16 protein-coding genes and 2 tRNA genes are annotated in these 20,570 nt (G+C 49.7%); 9 read left to right on the top strand and 9 right to left on the bottom strand.

Annotation, left to right across the window (positions count from 1 at the left end; translation table 11 throughout):
• Positions 1-193: 193 nt before the first annotated feature.
• On the top strand, positions 194-2,530 hold the full coding sequence (locus EJN92_RS14265; protein WP_126128438.1) for a catecholate siderophore receptor Fiu: 2,337 nt from the start codon (positions 194-196) through the stop codon (positions 2,528-2,530).
• A 109-nt stretch (positions 2,531-2,639) separates the two neighbouring features.
• On the top strand, positions 2,640-3,320 hold the full coding sequence (locus EJN92_RS14270) for a Fe2+-dependent dioxygenase (RefSeq protein WP_126128439.1): 681 nt from the start codon (positions 2,640-2,642) through the stop codon (positions 3,318-3,320).
• Positions 3,321-3,451: 131 nt separating this feature from the next.
• Here the strand turns inward: EJN92_RS14270 and waaA are convergent, their stop codons facing one another.
• Positions 3,452-4,729 (bottom strand): lipid IV(A) 3-deoxy-D-manno-octulosonic acid transferase, encoded by a 1,278-nt coding sequence (gene waaA, locus EJN92_RS14275; protein ID WP_126128440.1) that lies wholly within the window; start codon positions 4,727-4,729, stop codon positions 3,452-3,454.
• Between the two features lie 345 nt (positions 4,730-5,074).
• On the opposite strand from waaA, the gene EJN92_RS14280 reads away from it, so the two are divergent.
• Positions 5,075-5,677: a chalcone isomerase family protein gene (locus tag EJN92_RS14280; protein WP_194074938.1), complete on the top strand. Its 603-nt coding sequence runs from the start codon at positions 5,075-5,077 to the stop codon at positions 5,675-5,677.
• An 84-nt stretch (positions 5,678-5,761) separates the two neighbouring features.
• On the opposite strand, the gene waaC is transcribed toward EJN92_RS14280, so the two are convergent.
• The 5 genes from waaC to EJN92_RS14305 form a co-directional block, all read right to left on the bottom strand.
• Entirely contained in the window at positions 5,762-6,745 is a 984-nt protein-coding gene (gene waaC / locus EJN92_RS14285) for a lipopolysaccharide heptosyltransferase I (protein ID WP_126128441.1), read from the bottom strand.
• Between the two features lie 137 nt (positions 6,746-6,882).
• On the bottom strand, positions 6,883-8,259 hold the full coding sequence (locus EJN92_RS14290; protein ID WP_126128442.1) for a phosphomannomutase/phosphoglucomutase: 1,377 nt from the start codon (positions 8,257-8,259) through the stop codon (positions 6,883-6,885).
• 69 nt (positions 8,260-8,328) lie between these two features.
• The gene (locus EJN92_RS14295) at positions 8,329-10,257 is read right to left on the bottom strand and encodes a polysaccharide biosynthesis protein (protein WP_126128443.1); all 1,929 of its coding nucleotides are present in this window, start codon (positions 10,255-10,257) and stop codon (positions 8,329-8,331) included.
• A 112-nt stretch (positions 10,258-10,369) separates the two neighbouring features.
• Entirely contained in the window at positions 10,370-10,936 is a 567-nt protein-coding gene (locus EJN92_RS14300) for a sugar transferase (RefSeq protein WP_126128444.1), read from the bottom strand.
• A complete protein-coding gene (locus EJN92_RS14305) occupies positions 10,933-11,913 on the bottom strand; it encodes a UDP-glucose 4-epimerase family protein (protein ID WP_126128445.1) in 981 nt (326 codons plus the stop codon). Before EJN92_RS14305 ends, EJN92_RS14300 begins: the two co-directional genes overlap by 4 nt.
• Positions 11,914-12,386: 473 nt before the next feature.
• Here EJN92_RS14305 and grpE point away from each other — a divergent pair, with 473 nt between their 5' ends.
• From grpE to ribD, 5 genes are all read left to right on the top strand, one after another.
• Positions 12,387-12,929 carry a nucleotide exchange factor GrpE gene (gene grpE, locus EJN92_RS14310; RefSeq protein WP_126128446.1) on the top strand — a complete coding sequence of 181 codons (543 nt, stop codon included), beginning with the start codon at positions 12,387-12,389 and terminating at the stop codon, positions 12,927-12,929.
• A 124-nt stretch (positions 12,930-13,053) separates the two neighbouring features.
• Complete coding sequence (gene dnaK, locus EJN92_RS14315) at positions 13,054-14,988, top strand: molecular chaperone DnaK (RefSeq protein ID WP_126128447.1); 1,935 nt, start codon at positions 13,054-13,056, stop codon at positions 14,986-14,988.
• A 113-nt stretch (positions 14,989-15,101) separates the two neighbouring features.
• On the top strand, positions 15,102-16,229 hold the full coding sequence (gene dnaJ, locus EJN92_RS14320; protein WP_126128448.1) for a molecular chaperone DnaJ: 1,128 nt from the start codon (positions 15,102-15,104) through the stop codon (positions 16,227-16,229).
• Positions 16,230-16,471: 242 nt separating this feature from the next.
• Entirely contained in the window at positions 16,472-17,560 is a 1,089-nt protein-coding gene (apbC, locus tag EJN92_RS14325) for an iron-sulfur cluster carrier protein ApbC (RefSeq protein ID WP_126128449.1), read from the top strand.
• A gap of 11 nt (positions 17,561-17,571) precedes the next feature.
• On the top strand, positions 17,572-18,666 hold the full coding sequence (ribD, locus tag EJN92_RS14330) for a bifunctional diaminohydroxyphosphoribosylaminopyrimidine deaminase/5-amino-6-(5-phosphoribosylamino)uracil reductase RibD (protein WP_227869555.1): 1,095 nt from the start codon (positions 17,572-17,574) through the stop codon (positions 18,664-18,666).
• Between the two features lie 93 nt (positions 18,667-18,759).
• Here ribD and EJN92_RS14335 read toward each other — a convergent pair.
• The 3 genes from EJN92_RS14335 to EJN92_RS14345 form a co-directional block, all read right to left on the bottom strand.
• Positions 18,760-18,836 (bottom strand) — tRNA-Pro (locus EJN92_RS14335).
• 91 nt (positions 18,837-18,927) lie between these two features.
• Positions 18,928-19,004: transfer RNA gene (locus EJN92_RS14340), tRNA-Pro, on the bottom strand.
• Positions 19,005-19,090: 86 nt separating this feature from the next.
• The gene (locus EJN92_RS14345; protein WP_126128450.1) at positions 19,091-19,981 is read right to left on the bottom strand and encodes a pseudouridine synthase; all 891 of its coding nucleotides are present in this window, start codon (positions 19,979-19,981) and stop codon (positions 19,091-19,093) included.
• A 54-nt stretch (positions 19,982-20,035) separates the two neighbouring features.
• On the opposite strand from EJN92_RS14345, the gene EJN92_RS14350 reads away from it, so the two are divergent.
• The gene (locus tag EJN92_RS14350) at positions 20,036-20,569 is read left to right on the top strand and encodes a DUF3305 domain-containing protein (RefSeq protein ID WP_126128451.1); all 534 of its coding nucleotides are present in this window, start codon (positions 20,036-20,038) and stop codon (positions 20,567-20,569) included.
• Position 20,570 lies beyond the last annotated feature (1 nt).

Raw genomic sequence — 20,570 nt, forward strand, 5'->3', positions numbered from 1 at the left:
TTTGTTGGCGGGTTTTAAGTTGAGTATCTTTTAAATGATATTAATTCGCATTTACAATCTTGTTAGACTTCGTTACAATGCTAAAAAATCGCAGCACCTTTCCGCCAGCCAAATAAAGTATCAGCGTCTCGCTTTGCACTGACCTCGTATGTGAATTAGCCAGCTACTCTTTTAACATTTTCAGAGAGATTTCATGGCTTTCATTACCAGTCGCAAGCACGCAACTAACACTCCCAAGCAAAAAATTTCGGTCCAGATGAGTAGCGCTCTGGCTGTGATGTTACTTCCTCTCGCAGCGCAAACTGCGCTCGCCGCCGATGTGGCGACTAGCCCCGCAGCTACAAAAAATGAGAGCAGTACGCAAGGCCTCAAAGAGATCAATGTCTCTGGCGACAGAAGTAAAAAAGGCGTCAATGAATTCAAGGCCGATAAGGCCGCCTCGGTCAAATACACCGAAGCACTGGTCGATACGCCGCAAACCATCACCGTCATCAAGCGCGAATTGATAGAGCAGCAAGGCGCAGTCACGCTAACTGAAGCTCTGCGCAATACGCCAGGCGTAGGCACGTTTTTCTTGGGTGAAAACGGCAGCACCAGTACCGGTGACGCGGTCTACATGCGTGGCTTTGATACCTCGGGCAGCATTTATGTCGATGGTGTACGCGATCTCGGTTCGATCTCGCGCGACATGTTTAATATTGAGCAGATCGACGTCTTGAAAGGCCCGGCGGGCACCGATAGTGGTCGTGGTTCGCCAACCGGTTCTATCAATTTAAGTTCAAAACAGCCGACACTGGAAGATGCTTTTTACTCGCTGGTCACCGCAGGTAGCGGCAGTAACAAACGCGTTACGGCCGATTGGAATAAAGTCATTAACGCCGAGACCGGCACTGCTTTTCGCGTGAACCTGATGGATCAGGATAGTGGCAATCCGGCACGTGACGAAGTTAAAAACAAGCGTTGGGCGATTGCCCCTAGTCTCGCCTTTGGTTTGAATGGCGCGACTCGCGTGAACCTCAATTATCTGCATGTGAAGCAAGATAATTTACCCGATGGCGGCGTCCCTACCATAGGCTTGCCTGGCTATACCAGTCCAGACCCTAAGCGCCCCTTCATCACGAATGCGCCTAAGGTTGATAGCAAGAATTTTTACGGTGCCATGACTGATTTTAATAAGGTCACGGCCGATATGGCGACTGTGCGGGTAGAGCATGATTTCTCTAGCACCAGCAAGTTGCAAAATACTAGCCGCTACGGTAAGAACAGTCAGAACTATTTACTCACTTCCTACCGTACCCATAGCGAAGGGCTGTTGACACCATCTGCCACTGATCTGTCGACTTGGACCATGGCGCGCACCATCCCTACCGTGAAAGATCAAGTTAACGAAATCTTCGCCAACCAAACTACGCTGACCGCACAATTTACCACTGGTGTGATCGCTCATTCCGTGGTGTCGGGCCTGGAATTTATTAACGAGAAACAAACCAACTTTTTCTATAAAGGGAAGGGAATTTTACCAAATTCGAATTTGTATCATCCCGACCCTAGCGCTCCGGTGAGTGATTTTAACTTGCAACGTAATGGCGAACGCACTGATGGTAGCACCAGCACCCAAAGCGCCTATGTGTTTGACACCTTGAAGCTCGGTGAGCAATGGCAATTTAATCTTGGCCTGCGCGCCGATCATTACAGCACCACTTACACCAGTATTTCTGAGTTGACAGGTAAAGGCATACCGCCCGGCACCATGAGTGCGCTGGCAATCGACACTAGTGGCACTTTAATCAACGGTAAGTTGGCCGCTCTGTATAAACCGACTGCCGATAGCAGTGTGTACGCGATGGTGGCGACCTCGAAGCAGCCACCGGGTGGGAATAGTTTTGCCTTAAGCGCACAAGCCGGTAGTGCCGCCAATCCTAAGTTTGATCCGCAAGAAACCATCACCAAAGAGATCGGTACCAAGTGGGATTTCTTGCAGCAAAAACTGGCATTCACCGCGGCGCTGTATCAAACCGAAGTGAAGAACGAAGTTGAACAAGATCCGCTCGATTTGACGTATCGCCAGACTGGAAAAAAACGTGTGCAAGGCTTGGAGTTAGGTGTGACTGGCGAGATCGTGCGCGGCTGGCTGATCAGTGCTGGCTATGCACATATGGACACCAGCGTGGAAGCCGGTAGTGTGGTCACTGCCAGTGGTGTAAATAATCTCAATTACACACCGAAACAGACCTTTACTGCCTGGACTTCCTACACCCTGCCTATGGGCTTGATGATAGGCGGTGGCGCCCGCTACGTGGATCAATTGACGCGTGGTAAAGACGGTGCCGTTGGCACTCCTGTCAATACCGAAGCGTATTGGGTGTTTGATGCAATGGCTTCGTATCGCGTGAGTAAAAATCTTGATTTGCAATTGAATCTATATAACCTCGCCGATAAAGAATACGTAGCGTCTATCAATAAGAGCGGCTATCGTTACACGCCGGGGGCGCCTCGTTCTTTCAGTGTGACGGCCAATATCGCGTTCTGATGCCGGCTTAGTGTTAGCTTGTTTGTGCAGTTTTTTCTGCACGTATTAATGACCCCAAGCGCGCATGTCTGTGTGCGCTTGGGGTTTTTTGTTTTTTAAGGAAATTTGTATGATGCTACATATCCCTAACGTGTTGAGCCCTGAGCAAGTGGCGAAGATGCGCGCAAAACTAGCAGAGGCCGATTGGACCGATGGTCGCGCCACGGTGGGCGCGCAGGGGGCGATGGTAAAGCTGAACCGGCAATTGCCTGAACACTCGCCATTGAGTCTGGAATTAGGCCAGATCGTGCTGGCAGCGCTGGCAAAAAATTCCCTGTTTTTCGCTGCCGCCTTGCCACGCACCACGATACCGCCGCTCTTCAATAGTTACGAAGGTGGCCAACATTACGGTCTGCATGTTGATGGCGCGGTACGCAAATTGCCCGGTAGTGGTGTGAGCTTGCGTACCGATGTTTCATCCACTCTGTTCTTGAGTGATCCGGACGAGTATGAAGGCGGTGAGTTGGTAGTGGTCGATACCTATGGCACGCATGAGGTGAAGCTGCCGGCCGGTGATCTGATCGTGTATCCATCGACCAGCTTGCATCAGGTTTTGCCGGTGACGCGCGGGGCGCGAGTCTGTTCCTTCTTCTGGACCCAAAGCATGGTGCGCGACGACGCCCAGCGCAGCATGTTGTTTGAGCTAGACCAGAATATCCACAAGCTCAGAAACCGGCTAGGCGATTGCGACGAAGTGATAGGCCTGACCGGACATTATCACAACCTCTTGCGCCAGTGGGCAGAGCTGTAAGTAGTTTTCCGGTTTAAAAACAGGCAGGCCTGCTGCGCATATTTCATGCGCCTTGCAGGCCAATATGCCTTGGAAAGCCGCATGGAATATGCGCGTTGGCAGGGCACTGAAAAAAATAATACAGGGGAATTTTACAAAAACTGTTCCAGCATTTGCATGGTTCTTGCGGTCGCGCCCTGGTGTTGCATGAAAAAAGCGTGGGCATTATTCCCCATGGCGCTGCGCTTGGGCTGGTCGGCGAGCAGTTGCTGTGCCAGTGCCATCAGCTCGGTGGCATCGGCGGCGCGCAGGGCGGCCTTGGCGGCGATGGCTTGCTCGGTGATTTCAGAAAAATTAAAGGTGTAGGGGCCTGTGAGTACCGGTTTGCCCATGGCGCAGGCTTCGATCAGATTGTGCCCGCCCAAATTCACCAGACTGCCGCCGACGAAGGCAACGTCGGCCGCTGCATAATACATATACATCTCGCCCATGCTGTCGCCGAGGATGACGTCGATATTCTCTGCCAGTGCGGCTGGGGCCTGTTCCAATTGAAGCGCGGAGCGTCGCAGATACGTGAGCTGGTGCGCGCTCAGCATGGCCGCAACTTGATCGAAGCGTTGCGGGTGGCGCGGCGTGAGTATCAGTAGCGGACGTGGTTGAGCTAGCGCGACAAAGGCCTTGAGTAGCAGTTCTTCTTCGCCATCGCGGGTGCTGGCGCAGATAAACACCGGTCTGCTACCTAACTGCTGGCGCAAGCGGGCGCCACGTTCTGCCATCTGCGCTGGTGGGCTCACATCAAACTTCATATTCCCAGTGACACAGAGTCTTTGTACGTCTAGCTTTAGCAGTCGTTCGGCATCCGGCCCGGATTGCGCGGCGACGTAATGGATAGCTCTGGCTGCTGGCAAGATGAGGGAGGCAAGTTTGATGGCTTTTTTCAGAGATTTTTCAGAGAGGCGGGCATTCACCAGCGTCACCGGCACTCTGGCATGGCGGCATTGCGCCACCAGATTGGGCCAGACCTCAGTCTCGATCAAGATGCAGAGTCGCGGTGAAAAATGGCGTAGGAAACGCCGTATCATGCTGTCGATGTCGTAGGGTAGAAACACCGGTGTGATGCGCTCGGCGACATCGCTAAACAGGCTGATGCCAGTGGCGCGACCAGTCGGTGTCATGTGACTGAGTAAGATGCGATGATCAGGATAGCGCAGTAAGAGCGCGCGTATCAGTGGCTCGGCGGCACGGGTTTCACCGGCTGATACCGCATGCACCCAGATGGTCTGGGCGCTAGTATCTGGCTTTCTGGTGTAAAAGCCGAGGCGCTCAAGGATGTGTTGGCGGTAGCCAGGTTCCTGGCGGCCACGCAGCCACAGACGCAGTAAGACGATCGGTAAGGCTAGCCACCAGACGAGAGAGTAAATAAGACGCATAAGGGATGCAGGTGGTGTTAATTTTTAAGAAGTACAGCGCAGCGGCGATACTTCCTTGTAAGAAATTCTCGTTAAGCGTGGAATATACCCTAAAAGCGGGAATTTGTTGAAATTCTTGTCATGCTTGTACAGCGCAAGCAGAACCTGCGATAAGCGAGCGCAAGTTGGGTAATCCAAACATTGGCGCAGATTGTTAAACACCAGAGCTAGGGGCTAGAGTCTTGCCCCTAAGCATGTCTATTTATTGGAGATATGCTTGCCAGCAAGGGAGTTTATCTTTATCCTAGAATAATAAAATAATACGTTCGTTCGCTTTTTAATGTTTGACCATTTCTTGGGGGCAGTATGACATTTGGGGTTTCTATACATCGACGTTTGGCACTATTTTTGGCGGCCTGTGCATTGGCAGTTTCGGTTCCGGTTGGGGCGCTGGAGTTGGCGGGAGTGAAGATAGAAGACACGGCTCAGGTCGGCACCCAGCAACTCAAACTCAATGGCGCCGGGATACGCTATAAAGTGATTTTCAAGGTCTACACGGCAGCGCTGTATATGACAGAGAAGAAAACCACGACGGCCGAGGTACTGGCCTTGCCGGGCGCAAAACGGGTGTCCTTGGTCATTCTCAGAGATCTGAGTAGTGATGACCTCGGTCAGCGTTTCATGGACGGCATACGCAAGAATGCAGAAGTGGCGGAGCGTGCGAAATTAGTCAATGCCATGCTTAGCTTTGGCCAGATGTTTGCCACCATACCCGAGATGAAAAAAGGCGATGTCTTGACGGTAGATTGGCTGCCCGGCACCGGCGTGGTGAGTCAGTATAACGGCAAAAAAATCGGCGACACGATACAAGATCCGAATTTCTATAATGCCTTGCTCAGGATTTGGCTAGGTGCCAGCCCAGCGGATGACAAGCTCAAGCATGCTTTGCTGGGTGAAGAATCGAAATAAGTATCTAGACGATACGAATAAAAAACGCGCTATCGGCGCGTTTTTTTTGGTCTGAGTTTAATCCAGGTTTAATCTGAGCTTAGTCTAAGTTTTGTCTGGTATTAAGCTGTGGATGGCGCGCTCAACTTCTCCTACGCTGGCAGGTTTGCCCTGGTCGCCTAGATTGATAATTTTAGACGACCAATTGCCCTCAGTTTTCCAGCGTGGCGAGTCGCAATAAATTTCTATGGTTGGGGTCTCGTAAGCTGCCGCGATATGCGTTAAACCCGTATCGACGCCTATCGCCAGGGCGGCGCGTTGTGCTAACACGGTCGCTTCTTGCATGGATAATTGCGGCAAGACAGTGGCATTGGGCATCTGTGCTGCCATTTGTTCGGCCTCGGCTTTTTCCTCTGCACTGCCCCACGGTAGCAAGATCGGCATGTCTTTTTGCATCAGTGTGCGTGCGATGCTGATCCAATTGCTGCGCGCCCATTTTTTTGAGGCGCCGGCGGTGCCATGAAAAAACACCGCATACGGTTTGGCGGGCATCCAGGCCGGATGCAGTGCCGAGCCACGTAAGCCGAAACTGGCTGGCGTGTTGACGCGGTAGCCGCAAGCTTGTGCCGCCACCAGACGGCCACGCAAAACCGCATGGGTACGGCTGTCGACCTTCACGCTTTCGCTATGAAAAACCCGTGAGATCGCTTCGTAACCTGAGCCTTCGGTGCCATTGGCCAAGCCGACTTTTTTGCCGCCGGCCTTAATCCGCGCCAGCCCCATGATTAGACCGGTTTTCAGCAAACCCTGAGTCTCCAGCACCAGGTCGTATTCTTCGCGGCGTAAATCCTTAAAGAAATTTTGTAGCTCTTGCTTGCCAAGCGCATCGCCCAAATTTTTACGCCAGCGCCTTAAGGCAAACGGAAACACTTTGCGCACGCCGGGATTAAGTTTGACCAGATTGACATAGGCTTCCTCGACCACCCAATCAATCTGGGCCTCTGGGTAGTGCTGCAACAGGTCATCCACGATCGGCATATTGTGGAGTACATCCCCCAGGGATGAGACGCGGACGAGTAAGATTTTCACTATGCTTGCTTGACGGTAGAAGGAGAGATTTCCATATACTCCCCCTAAAATATTTAAAATCTAGCTGTTTGCGCACGTATTTAGTGCGCAAACAAAAAATACCTAGGGGAGTATGTGGGTGTTTGCGGTTGGCCTACTTAGTAAGGGAAGTCTGCATCCGGTTTGACGGCCAGCACCGCTTGCTTGATCGCCGCTTGTATGCGCGCCAGCGCCGCCGGTGTTTCTGCTTCAAAACGCATCACGATCACCGGTGTGGTATTCGATGAGCGGGCCAGGCCGAAACCATCCGGATACTCGACTCGCAGGCCGTCTATCGTGATGATTTCATCCGAGCCTGGGAAGTTGGCATTGGCTTGCATCTGGGCGATGATGGCAAAATTCTCGCCTTCGCTTAATTGCAATTGTAGTTCCGGGGTACTGGCCGATTGCGGCAAGTTATTGAGGGTAGCGGTCATTTCGCTGACTTTGCTCAAGATTTCCATCAGGCGCGCGCCTGCGTACATGCCATCGTCAAAACCATACCAGCGGTCCTTGAAGAAGATGTGGCCGCTCATTTCGCCGCCCAAAGGTGAACCGGTTTCGCGCAACTTGGCTTTGACCAGTGAGTGACCGGTTTTCCACATCAGCGGCACACCACCGCGTGCTCTGACCCAGGCCGAGATATGGCGTGTGCATTTGACGTCATACAAAATCTGCGCGCCAGGATTGCGGGTCAGCACGTCTTCGGCAAACAGCATTAATTGACGATCCGGATAAATGATCTGGCCGTCTTTTGTCACTACGCCGAGACGGTCGCCGTCGCCATCAAAGGCTAGACCGATTTCAGCGTCGCCATTTTGCAGGCAGCGTATCAGGTCTTGCAGGTTTTCCGGATGCGCCGGATCAGGATGGTGATTCGGGAATGTGCCATCGACTTCGCAAAACAATTCTGTCACTTGGCAACCCATGGCACGGTACATTTCGCCGGCGAAAGCACCTGCCACGCCATTGCCGCAATCAATCGCGATCTTCAAGGGACGCGCCAGTTTGACGTCATCGACGATTCGCGCCAGGTAGGCGGCCTTGATGTCGTGCGTGTGGTAGCTACCGCTGCCGGTAACGAAGTCGTTATGCAAGATGCGCTGATACAGTGCCAGTATCGCATCGCCATAAATCGCTTCACCGGCCAAGACCATCTTGAAACCATTGTAGTCGGGAGGATTGTGGCTGCCGGTCACCATGATGCCCGAAGCAGCCCCCAGCGTATGCGTGCCGAAATACACCATGGGCGTTGCGACTATACCCAGATCGATGACGTTGACACCGGTCGATTGCAAACCCTGTGCCAATGCGGCAGTCAGTTCCGGGCCGGAAAGACGGCCGTCACGACCGATGACCACGCTTGCTTCGCCTTTTGCCAGGGCTGCCGAACCAAACGCCTGACCGATTTGGTAAGCGACTTTGGCATCGAGGGTTTTGCCGATAATGCCGCGGATATCGTAGGCTTTAAAAATACTAGGGGAGAGCAGGGACATAGTGGTTTACCAAGAGTTGAGTTTTTAGGTTTAAATAATGTTGGAGACTTGACGAGCAGTTTGCGGGTATCAATGCAGAACGGTGTTAGAGAGTGGCGCTTCGGGCGCTGCCAATTTGGCCTGCCAGATGAAATCTTCTATGCCGCATTGTGGCTCGTACTCAAGGACTAATTGTTGCAATAGCGCGCGTACTTGCTGATGATCAAAGGCAGCGCAAGCCGCGTCTAGCTGTTGCAGAGATAGCTGCAATAGATCCCAGGGGATTTCTGATTCTTGGGCGCGCATGATGAGCGGGTGGCTGGTGCCTTCGACGTTGTCACCGATCAGCAATTCTTCATACAGTTTCTCACCAGGACGCAGACCGACATGATTGATTTCTATGCTGCCTTCTGGTGTCGTCTCTGATTTTACTTCCAGCCCGCACAGATGCACCATGCGGCGCGCCAGATCGATGATGCGCACCGGTTCACCCATGTCGAGCACAAACACGTCGCCGCCTTCACCCATGGCACCAGCTTGTAGCACTAATTGTGCCGCTTCTGGAATGGTCATGAAGTAGCGCGTAATTTCCGGGTGCGTCAGAGTGATCGGTCCGCCTTGCATGATCTGCTTGCGAAACAGCGGCACTACCGAGCCGGAAGAACCGAGTACGTTGCCAAACCTGACCATACAAAAACGGGTGGCACTCTGACGCCGGGCGCAGGCTTGCAAAATCAGTTCAGCCAGACGTTTGGTGGCACCCATCACATTGGTTGGGCGTACCGCCTTATCGGTAGAAATTAAAACGAAATGATTTACCTGCGCCGCCATCGCCGCTTGCGCCAGACGCAAAGTACCAAACACATTATTGCGTATGCCTTCGATCGGGTTATGCTCCACCAGTGGTACATGTTTATAGGCGGCGGTATGGTATAGGGTATTGATGTCGTAGGCGCGGAAGATCTTATCTAGTTTTGCGGCATCATGAATATTCCCAAGAAAGGGGATAATCTCGCACTTGATCTGGGTAGTTTGGCGTAAGGCGCTCAGTTCTTGCTCTATCGCATACAAGGCAAATTCTGACATCTCCAGCAGCACCAGTTGGGCTGGCCGCTGGGCTAAAATCTGGCGACATAGCTCAGATCCGATAGAGCCACCAGCACCGGTCACCATCACGTTCTTGCCGGTGATGCAGGCGGCAAGTAAGCGCGCATCGGGCTCTACCGTATCGCGGCCCAGCAAATCTTCTATCTCTACATCGCGTATATCTTGTACGCGCAATTCCCCATTGACCAGACTCTTAATCGAGGGCGTCACCTTGATGCGAATTTTGTAGGCTTCCAAATGATCCAAAACCTGTTTTTGGCGCGCTTTGGAAATGGTAGGCATGGCCAGCAATACTTCTTTTATATTTAAGCGTGTGATCAGCTCAGCGAGCTTATCGGGCGAGCTAACAGCAATCCCGGCAATTAAGGAACCATGCAAACTTTTATTGTCATCGATGAAGGCCACGCAGGTATAGGCGCCACTGCTGCGCAGAGCCGTGGCCAGATGTGCGCCGGCCGAGCCAGCACCATAAATGGCGATTTTGACAGTGTCTTCATTACGATCCACGCCGACCAGATAAGCGCGCGCCAGAAAACGACTGGCACCGACATACAGCAAGGCACCGGCCCAGTAAATGCCGAACACGGCACGCGAAGGCGCGATGATATGGGTCATGATGCCGATGAAGGCCAGTCCGAGTACTGACAAGGTGACGCCTATGAATACGACCCCGATGATTTTTTGATCGATATAGCGGATCACGGCACGGTACAGACCGATGCGGATAAAAATCGGAACTGCCACAAGAGGCACTGCGATGATGAGCCAAAAATACTGAGAGAATAACGCCAGATTGAAGGTGTCATAGCGCAACCAGATCGCCAGAATAAAGGTGATGGGCAGACAGATGGCATCTACCATGGCAGTGATGAGCTGCTTTTTAAAGCGCGGTAGTACGAGAAGAAATTCCATGTGTTAGGTGTCCGAGTGCTGCAATAATCATATTGCCTTAATTATACGTGTGCTGCGTGACATACAGGTGTCTTTGCCGGTTAATCATCGATTAAGCCGCGACAAATACGTATCAATGTGTAACACCATCGCGTTTGATTACTTTAAAAAACGTCAAGAGCAAGATGCGCATATCCATCCAGAAAGACTGATGCTCAAGATAGTAGACATCCAGCACTACTTTGTCTGGGATCGGTAGTTCGTCACGCCCGTTGATTTGAGCCCAGCCGGTTAGACCGGGAACGATCAGGTGCACCTGTTTTTCTGTGCGCAGGGCAATCAGATCATCCTGATTATAGAGCGCCGGTCTAGGACCGACCAGACTCATGTCGCCCTTGAGTATGCTCCATAACTGGGGTAGTTCATCCAGACTCGATTTTCTGAGGAAAGAACCGATAGGCGTCAAATACTGATCCGGATTGCCTAACAAATGGGTGGCGACAGAGGGCGTATCGATACGCATGCTACGAAATTTTGGCATGCGGAATATGGCATTGTTACGACCGACGCGGTCCGACCAATATACGGCAGGACCGCGCGATGTCAGTTTTACGCATAACGCCACCAATAAGATGGGCAATAGCAGCAGGCAGGTTGCGAGCAGGGCGATGGTCAGGTCAAATAGTCGTTTTAGGTTCATGATGTCTTTATATTTTTTACTGTAGCCAATAAACCTTGCGCTACCGTGTAAGGCGGAGTCCAACCTAATATTTGCTTTGCTTTGCTGATATCCACTTGTAAGGACTGGCAAAGCCGGTCGGCCATGGATTTTTTTCCGATCAAGCTGGCAGCGAGGCTCAGTAGCTTGGCGGGGAATGGGATTAAGCGGGATGGCACGTCCAGTGCTATTGCACAAGCTTGTAGTAGTTCTGTGGTGGACAGATCGTGACCATCCGATGCCAGAAATACCTGGTTGTTGGCCTTGGGATTATCCAGGCAGCACAATACCAGACTCACCAAATTATCGAGATAGACGAAACTGCGTTTATTGTGGATGCGCCCCAAAGGCAGTGGCAGACCGCGCCTTACGCTTTGCAGTAGACTCAGAAAGTTGGCGCGCACGCCAGGCCCATAGACTAAAGGCGGTCGGATTATCGTGATTGCCATACCGGTATTTCGCCCTAATTCTAGTAAGGCAAGTTCGGCCTCATGTTTAGAAATACCGTAGGCATCCTCAGGTTGCGGCTTACTCTGTTCGGTGAACGGCTTGCCGTGTGGGGTTTGCTCACCATTGACCTTGACCGAACTGATGAAAATAAATTGGCGCACGCCAGCTTGGGCTGCCTGTTGCGCTAACTTTAAAGTGGCAGCTACATTTACTTGTCGAAACAGGCTAATCGGATCGGCGCTGGTTTCCTGCATCACATGTACCCTTGCTGCACAATGAATCACGCTATTGATGCCGGACAGTGCCGTGCTCCAATCGGTATCGGGTGCCAGTTCAGGCATGACGATATTGCGCATACTCCCGCCCGTGCCCGAGATGATTTGCATAGGCTTGCGACTGACACAGCAAACATCTATAGATTGTTGTAAGGCTTGCTTGAGCATCCCTTGTCCGACAAAACCAGTGGCGCCTGTCAATAAAATGGACGCATTTTGTTTAGATGTATTCATATTCGCTTACTCGGCTATTGAATTGCGTTTTTTAAACAGAAAAACCGAAATGCTCTTCGATTAGATTCTGTTTTTTCTTGAATTCTTCAATTGCTATTTGGCATAGTTGCCAGACATTGTCTAATTTTTTAAAAATGTGCCGGCGACAATAATTGCGATTGAATTGAAAATTACTCTTTTTACCTTTGCAGAGAGTGCGCGCGTGACAGTTATGACGGCCATTATTTGCTATTTTTCCACGCCGTATTGTATAAGTTTAAACTTTTGTATGCGCAGAGAAAAATCTCATGATTTTACGCGAGAAGGAGTGATAGATCGTGTTTGTAGATAATAAATTATATCTGTGAAGCATTAATTTCCTTTGTGAAATGCATGGAGCTCCGATTTCTTTGAAATTCTTTGAGATTAGCCCTTGAAATGGCATGAATATCCCCCCATTTCTATCCCATTGTTTTTAATTTTGGAGATTGTTAATGCAAGAGCAAGAAAAGCCGGTGGAGAACACCAATCCAGTTGAAACTATTGTGACTGATGTCGAAAACATAGCTGAAGTTTTAGAGGTGCCAAGCGACACTTTGGCACAATTGGAGGCGAAGGTGCTGGAGTTGCAGGATGCCTTTATGCGCGCTAAGGCTGAGGGCGAGAATATTCGTCGTCGTGCTCAGGAAGACATTTCCAAAGCACATAAATTTGCGATTGAAAGCTTTGCAGAAGCCATGGTTCCTGTTAAAGATAGCTTGGAAATGGCATTGAAGGTTGAAACTCCTTCACTGGAGTCGATCAAAGAAGGCGTTGAAATGACGTTGAAGCAACTTATATCCGCTTTTGAAAAGAATCGCTTAATTGAAATTAATCCGACTCAGGGCGAAAAACTGGATCCGAGCAAGCATCAGGCTGTTTCCATGGTTCCCGCTGAACAAGATGCGAATACAGTCGTCGTTGTATTGCAAAAAGGCTACACCATCGCAGATAGATTGTTGCGACCAGCTTTAGTCACCGTGGCACAAACAAAATAAAAAAAGCTAGAAAAAATAGGTGAAATTATCTTGAAAAAGGGTGGTTTTGCCTAATATTAAAAATAAGCTGGTCTTCATGACTCAGCAAAATTCAAAAATAATATTAAATCTATAGGGAAATATCATGGGAAAAATGATCGGTATCGATTTAGGTACAACAAATTCTTGCGTAGCTGTAATGGAAAATGGCAAGCCTAAAGTAATCGAAAATGCTGAAGGTGCGCGCACTACACCATCAATTATCGCTTATCAAGAAGATGGCGAGATCTTGGTCGGTGCCTCTGCTAAGCGTCAGGCGGTCACTAATCCTAAGAATACCTTGTACGCAGTAAAACGTTTGATAGGTCGCAAATTCGACGAGAAAGAAGTTCAAAAAGATATAGGCATGATGCCTTATTCTATTTCCAAGGCCGACAACGGTGATGCATGGGTGAGTGTGCGCGATAAGCGTTTAGCACCTCCTCAAATTTCTGCCGAAGTTTTGCGTAAGATGAAAAAAACGGCTGAAGATTACTTGGGCGAAGAAGTGACCGAAGCAGTTATTACTGTTCCAGCTTACTTTAATGATGCGCAGCGCCAAGCAACAAAAGATGCGGGTCGTATCGCTGGTTTAGACGTAAAGCGTATTATCAATGAGCCTACTGCTGCTGCTTTGGCTTTCGGTCTGGATAAAAAAGAAAAAGGTGATCGTAAGATTGCTGTGTATGATTTGGGTGGCGGTACCTTCGACGTTTCCATCATTGAAATCGCCGACGTTGATGGTGAAATGCAGTTTGAAGTCTTGTCTACCAATGGCGATACTTTCCTCGGCGGTGAAGATTTTGATCAACGCATTATTGATTACATCATAGACGAATTCAAAAAAATCAATGGTTTGGATTTATCCAAAGACCCTATCGCTTTGCAGCGTATTAAGGCGTCTGCTGAGCGCGCCAAGATCGAATTGTCTAGCGCACAGCAAACAGAAATCAATGAGCCGTATATCGCGATGGCCAACGGCGCACCTGTGCATTTGAATTTAAAAGTTACTCGTGCCAAGCTGGAAGCGCTGGTTGAGGAATTGATCAAGAAAACCATCGAACCTTGCCGTATGGCGATTAAAGATGCTGGCGTTAAGACGTCTGACATCGACGATATCATTCTGGTCGGCGGTATGACTCGTATGCCTAAAGTGCAAGAGCTGGTTAAAGAATTTTTCGGTAAAGAGCCACGTAAAGACGTGAATCCGGATGAGGCAGTTGCTGTTGGTGCTGCAATTCAAGGTTCAGTATTGTCGGGTGACCGTAAAGATTTGCTGTTGCTGGACGTGACACCTTTGTCTTTGGGTATTGAGACCCAGGGTGGCGTAATGACTAAAATGATACAGAAAAACACTACGATTCCAACTAAGTTCAGCCAAGTGTTCTCAACTGCAGATGACAATCAACCTGCGGTAACGATTAAGGTTTTCCAGGGTGAACGTGAAATTGCCGCTGGTAATAAAGGTCTGGGTGAATTCAATCTGGAAGGCATTCCACCAGCAGCACGTGGCACACCACAGATCGAAGTGACTTTTGATATCGATGCCAATGGCATCTTGCATGTGGGCGCGAAAGACAAGGCAACCGGTAAGGAAAACAAGATCACCATTAAGGCAAACTCCGGTTTGACTGAAGAAGAAATTCAAAACATGGTGAAAGATGCCGAGTTGAACGCGGAAGAAGATAAAAAAGCCAAGGAATTGGCTGAGTCTCGCAACCAGGGCGATGCTTTGGTTCACTCTACCAAAAAATCCTTGGCTGAGCATGGCGATAAGCTCGAGGCTGGTGAGAAAGAGAAAATCGAAGCAGCGATCAAGGACGTAGAAGATGTCTTGAAATCCGGCGATAAGGTTGAGATCGATACTAAACTGGCGGCATTGTCGACAGCCTCACAGAAGTTGGGCGAGAAAGTTTACGCTGACGCGCAGGCACAACAAGCTGCTGCAGGCACAGCTGGTGCAGCAGGTGCAGCGGATGCGCAAGCCAAGGATGATGATGTAGTTGACGCAGACTTCAAAGAAGTTAAAGACGCTAAATAATTAGTCCGGCGGCTTAGTTCCGCTATGACTCGCCGGGTAGTGTGATCGTGAATGCGACACTCTACTCGGCGTTTTTGCTTAATTTTTGCAAGATATAACAGGGTGTAATCGAAATGGCGAAGCGTGATTTTTACGAGATTCTAGGTGTAGCCAAGAATGCCTCAGAGGATGAGATTAAAAAATCTTATCGCAAGTTGGCAATGAAATACCATCCGGATCGTAATCCAGATAGTAAGACCTCAGAAGATAAATTTAAAGAGGTCAAAGAGGCTTACGAGATGCTTTCTGATGCGCAGAAACGCGATGCCTATGACCGTTACGGTCATGCCGGCGTAGACCCAAATATGGGTGGCGGTGGTGGTGGTGGTGGTGGTGGGGCTGGATTTGCGGATGCGTTCGGTGATATTTTCGGTGATATTTTTGGTGGTGGTCGTGGACGTAGTTCTGGACCGCAAGTATTTCGCGGTGCTGATTTACGCTATAACTTAGAAATTTCTTTGGAGCAGGCCGCGAACGGTTTCGATACCACTATCCGCGTTCCAAGTTGGGATGCTTGTGAGCCTTGTCATGGTTCTGGTGCTAAGCCTGGTACTTCACCTGTCACTTGCACGACTTGCGGTGGACACGGCCAGGTGCGTATGCAGCAAGGCTTGTTTAGCATTCAGCAGGCCTGCCCTAAATGTCACGGTACTGGTAAGATGATCGCTGAGCCTTGCACTAGTTGTTCTGGTGTTGGCCGGATTAAGCGTAATAAGACATTGGAAGTGAAAATTCCAGCTGGTATCGATAATGGCATGCGCATACGTTCCTCTGGTAATGGTGAGCCTGGCGTGAACGGTGGACCTCCTGGTGATTTGTATGTGGAAATTCACATTAAGCAGCACACTGTGTTCCAGCGCGAAGGCGATGATCTGCATTGTGAAATTCCAATTTCTTTTGTCAAGGCCGCACTTGGTGGTGACATCGAAGTGCCGACTCTAAGTGGTAAAGCGTCTTTTACGATACCGGAAGGGACTCAATCCGGAAAAACTTTCCGCTTGCGCAGCAAGGGCGTCAAGGGTGTGCGTTCGGGATATGCTGGTGATCTGTTTTGTCACGTAGTGATAGAAACACCAGTCAAGCTGACAGAGAAACAAAAAGATTTGTTGCGTAACTTTGAAACCTTGACGGTTGAGGGTGGCGCTAAGCATAATCCGCAAAGTAAGAGTTGGATGGATAAGGTTAAAACTTTTTTTGAATAATTGGTATTAATTGTCGTTTAAACTAATTTTCTAGCTTCTTGCAAAAAGCCTCGGCACTGTGACGAGGCTTTTTTATTTGTATGAATAGTCACATTGCGATCTAATTTTGCTTTTCCCAAAACTGATAACTTAGGCTTGCTCAGATTAGTTTTAGTGTTCGATAAAACGCCTACTTTTTGCAAGGCTATCTCTGATGTTTAGCATTTTTACGCTAGACTAGCGGCACATAAACGGAGAATTGCATGAGCGCTACATTAGAAGATATCAAGGCCACCTTATCCCTGGTCATAGACCCTAATACGAATAAAGATTTGATTTCATCCAAGTCAGCTAAAAACATTAAGATTGATGGCTCTGATGTGGCGCTTGATGTGGAGTTAGCCTATCCCGCCAAGAGTCAATTTGATCTGATACGTAAGAGTGTGATTGCCTCTTTGCGCGCGCTGCCGGGTATGGGCAATGTGAGTGTGAACGTAACGTCGAAAATCGTTGCTCACTCAGTTCAGCGCGGAATTAAGTTGATGCCGAATGTAAAAAATATTATCGCCGTTGCGTCCGGCAAAGGCGGTGTCGGTAAATCCACCACCGCAGTCAACCTGGCGCTGGCATTGGCAGCTGAAGGTGCAGCGGTAGGTATTTTGGATGCAGATATTTACGGGCCATCTCAGCCTATGATGATGGGTATTTCTGGAAGACCAGAAACGATCGATGGTAAAACTATGGAGCCGCTGGAAAATCACGGACTACAAGTGTCTTCCATCGGCTTCATGATCGATCCTGATGAGCCCATGGTGTGGCGTGGGCCTATCGTGACGCAAGCCTTGCAGCAATTGCTTGAGCAGACCAATTGGCGCGATCTCGATTATCTGATCGTTGATATGCCGCCTGGCACCGGCGACGTGCAGTTGACCTTGTCGCAAAAAGTGCCGGTGACAGGCGCGGTGATCGTCACTACGCCTCAGGATATCGCGTTGCTCGATGCGCGTAAGGGTTTGAAAATGTTTGAAAAAGTCGGCATCCCTATCTTGGGTATCGTGGAAAATATGAGCACGCATATCTGCTCAAACTGTGGTCATGCCGAAGCGATTTTTGGCGAAGGCGGCGGAGAAAAAATGTGCGCCGAATATGGCGTGGATTTCCTCGGTGGTTTGCCGTTGACCATGGCGATTCGCGAACAGGCTGATTCTGGTAAGCCGACCGTAGTTGCTGATCCTGATGGCAAGATTGCGTTGATTTATAAAGAGATCGCTCGCAAGTTGGCGATCAAGGTAGCGGAAAAAGCTAAAGATATGACAAGTAAATTTCCAAATATAACGATACAAAATACTTGAGCATACGCACTATGAGTCAAACAGAGGTGGATCTTGGTTTTATGCGGATGGCATTGGAACTTGCTTCCCGCGCCACGCAGGCCACTTCTCCCAATCCCAAAGTCGGTTGTGTCATCGTCAAGCATGGTAGCCCTATAGGTGAAGGATGGACGCAGCCTGTCGGGCAGGCGCACGCAGAGGTGCAAGCCTTGCGTGACGCTGCCGCCCGTGGCCATGATGTTCGTGGCGCTACCGCTTATGTGACGCTGGAACCCTGCAGTCATTTTGGACGCACTCCACCTTGTGCCAATGCCTTGATTGATGCGGGGATTGGCCGCGTTGTCGCTGCGCTGCAGGATGCCAATCCTCGGGTGGCCGGGCGTGGGTTGGATTTATTGCGTACTGCAGGTATCTCTGTCGATTGCGGCTTGCTGGCGGAGCAGGCCAGAGAAATGAATATTGGCTTCTTTAAGCGTATGGAGACCGGGAGGCCTTGGGTGCGTATGAAGGTGGCAGCTAGTCTGGATGGCCGTACCGCACTGCCAAATGGCAATAGTCAATGGATTACCGGCTTGGATGCGCGGCAGGACGGGCATTTCTGGCGGGCTCGTGCTGATGCGATATTAACGGGCATCGGTACCGTACTGGCTGATGACCCGCAAATGAATGTGAGAGGAATAAATATCTCGCCTCAACCGAGAAAATTCGTACTTGATAGCAATCTGCGTATCTCTACTGCTGCAAAATTGCTGCAGCACGGTGGTGCTACCGTGGTGTGCGCAACTGCAGAGATTGAGAAACGATCTGCTTTGCAAAGTGTGGGGGCGGAAGTTTTGCTATTGCGAGATCAGGTCGGGCGGGTAGATCTCAAAGAGTTAATGCTTGAGCTTGGGCGTAGGCAAGTCAATGAGTTGCATGTAGAGGCCGGAGCAAAACTCAATGGCGCCTTGATAGAGCAAGGTTGCGTCGATGAATTATTGGTGTATCTGGCACCCAAATTATTGGGAGATGGTGCAGGACTATTTGACTTGCCAGAACTAAGTACGTTGGATCAGGCTAAAAAGCTCATTTTTCATGAGGTAAGCAAAGTTGGTGATGCAATACGGATCTTGGCCAGGTTCGCTTAGTTAGTCGCGAAAGCTTATGTAGAAAGTTCGTGGAAGAAATGATGCGGAAAAGAAAAAAGGATAGTTGAGATAAACTCGACTATCCTTTTTATTTGGTCGGAGTACAAGGATTCGAACCTTGGACCCCCTGGTCCCAAACCAGGTGCGCTACCGGACTGCGCCACACTCCGAAACTGATGTGGGATTTGTTTTTAAAGCAAATCCCTGAATTTTGTAAATTAAAAAGGATCACCAAGTTTTAGCTCGATGATCCTTAAAATTTGGTCGGAGTACAAGGATTCGAACCTTGGACCCCCTGGTCCCAAACCAGGTGCGCTACCGGACTGCGCCACACTCCGAAGAGCAAGATATTACTCCGGCTGTTCGGTACTGTCAATAGATTTGTCGCTGTCCGTATATCGAGGACAGCAAGTTGACGCTGTGATTACAGGCTTTGTTGGCTTTCGAAGTAACGTAGCTTCGCACTTATTGGATCGGTAAAAGCAATCGCTTTTGCCAGTAGTTTTAAGGGCATAGAAAAATCGTCAGCTTTGCAAGGGAGTGCGACAGGATAAAAACTATCGTTGACGATCGGAGCTCCTAAACTGGCTAAATGGACACGCAGCTGATGTTTTTTTCCCGTGCTAGGTTGTAGTTGGTAAAGACTTAATTCGCCACGGCGATCGATGATGTCTATCGCGGTTTCGGAGTTTGCAACTCCTAAGCCTTCCTGCATGACGAAAAACTGTTCGCTTTCTAGCATGTGACTGCGATGGATCAAGGGGAAATGCAGTTCAGGCAGATGTGGGGCAAGTGCGTGGTAAGTTTTTTGGATAGTGCGTTGCTGAAATAAGCTCTGATAATTTCCTCGGCTGCTAGGCTCACATGAAAACAAAATGACGCCAGCGGTTTCTCTGTCCAGTCTATGAATGGGTGTCAGATGTTCCAGCCCTAGTTTTTTCTTTAGGCGTACCAGCAAAGTTTCGTGCAAAAAACGACCGCCTGGGGTGACTGGCAAAAAATGTGGTTTATCGACTACTAGCAAGTGTTGATCTTGATGCAGTATGCGTTCTTCGAACGGGATGAGGGTTTCCGCCTCCAATTCGCGGTAGTAAAAAATACACATCCCACGCTTCGCCACGCTGTTCGCTTGCAGTGCGTTTCCATGCATGTCCAGCAGCTCATGTTTTTCCATGCGCTGGCGCCAGGTGGCCTCTAGGACATCTGGAAATTGCATAAGCAAAAATTCCAGCATATTGTTCCAGTGTCCTTCCGGTAGCCAAAGGTAGCTCGCTGCGACACCATCACGGATGGGCAAGGGGGATTTAAATTGCATAGGTGATTTTTATTCTCTGGACTAAACTTTCCGTACTCTGCAATACTAGCATCTATGAATAAAAACGCCTCTCTTCCTTTTACCGTCAGCATTGTGATGCAGCGTGAAATTTTGCAAAACCGCTGGCAATCCTTTCAATGGAAGTTGTTGGAGGTGCAGGCCCTTGCACCGCTTGCAAATGAACTTGAAACGCAGGATCGCGCTAAGCTGGAGTTCGATGCACAAACCGGTCGCTGCGTATCGTCAGGATTTTCTGTTGAACTTTTTGTCGATGAAACGCCGGGTTATTTTTTAAATCTCAGTGCAGATACTCCCTGTTGGTTCGTTATGTGGAGGATGGAGCAGTTGGGTGATGATGAGTTGGCAGTACCTAAAGCCATCACGCTTTCATACAATGAGGCGGCGCGCTGGATGGATGCGGGAGAGCAAGTCGAAACCCTAGAGCTATCCGATGAAATTGCAGCTTGGTTGGCGGCATATACTCAGGAATATTTTCAGCCCGAAATTAAGAAAAAACGTAAGCGCCCCTCTTTTGAAGGTGGTGCAGAGGTGGCTAAAATGGCACGTGCCGAATTAGATAGGAGCTAGG

Source organism: Undibacterium parvum (assembly GCF_003955735.1).
Taxonomy (GTDB): Bacteria; Pseudomonadota; Gammaproteobacteria; order Burkholderiales; family Burkholderiaceae_D; genus Undibacterium; species Undibacterium parvum.

What these genes read in the sequence shown, in the direction of transcription:
- EJN92_RS14300 (WP_126128444.1), bottom strand. Translation starts at nt 10,936, where the DNA reads ATGAACCTAAAACGACTATTTGACCTGACCATCGCCCTGCTCGCAACC.
- EJN92_RS14305 (WP_126128445.1), bottom strand. Translation starts at nt 11,913, where the DNA reads ATGAATACATCTAAACAAAATGCGTCCATTTTATTGACAGGCGCCACT.
- EJN92_RS14270 (WP_126128439.1), top strand. Translation starts at nt 2,640, where the DNA reads ATGATGCTACATATCCCTAACGTGTTGAGCCCTGAGCAAGTGGCGAAG.
- waaA (WP_126128440.1), bottom strand. Translation starts at nt 4,729, where the DNA reads ATGCGTCTTATTTACTCTCTCGTCTGGTGGCTAGCCTTACCGATCGTC.
- EJN92_RS14265 (WP_126128438.1), top strand. Translation starts at nt 194, where the DNA reads ATGGCTTTCATTACCAGTCGCAAGCACGCAACTAACACTCCCAAGCAA.
- ribD (WP_227869555.1), top strand. Translation starts at nt 17,572, where the DNA reads ATGAGTCAAACAGAGGTGGATCTTGGTTTTATGCGGATGGCATTGGAA.
- EJN92_RS14280 (WP_194074938.1), top strand. Translation starts at nt 5,075, where the DNA reads ATGACATTTGGGGTTTCTATACATCGACGTTTGGCACTATTTTTGGCG.
- EJN92_RS14345 (WP_126128450.1), bottom strand. Translation starts at nt 19,981, where the DNA reads ATGCAATTTAAATCCCCCTTGCCCATCCGTGATGGTGTCGCAGCGAGC.
- grpE (WP_126128446.1), top strand. Translation starts at nt 12,387, where the DNA reads ATGCAAGAGCAAGAAAAGCCGGTGGAGAACACCAATCCAGTTGAAACT.
- dnaK (WP_126128447.1), top strand. Translation starts at nt 13,054, where the DNA reads ATGGGAAAAATGATCGGTATCGATTTAGGTACAACAAATTCTTGCGTA.
- EJN92_RS14290 (WP_126128442.1), bottom strand. Translation starts at nt 8,259, where the DNA reads ATGTCCCTGCTCTCCCCTAGTATTTTTAAAGCCTACGATATCCGCGGC.
- EJN92_RS14295 (WP_126128443.1), bottom strand. Translation starts at nt 10,257, where the DNA reads ATGGAATTTCTTCTCGTACTACCGCGCTTTAAAAAGCAGCTCATCACT.
- apbC (WP_126128449.1), top strand. Translation starts at nt 16,472, where the DNA reads ATGAGCGCTACATTAGAAGATATCAAGGCCACCTTATCCCTGGTCATA.
- dnaJ (WP_126128448.1), top strand. Translation starts at nt 15,102, where the DNA reads ATGGCGAAGCGTGATTTTTACGAGATTCTAGGTGTAGCCAAGAATGCC.
- EJN92_RS14350 (WP_126128451.1), top strand. Translation starts at nt 20,036, where the DNA reads ATGAATAAAAACGCCTCTCTTCCTTTTACCGTCAGCATTGTGATGCAG.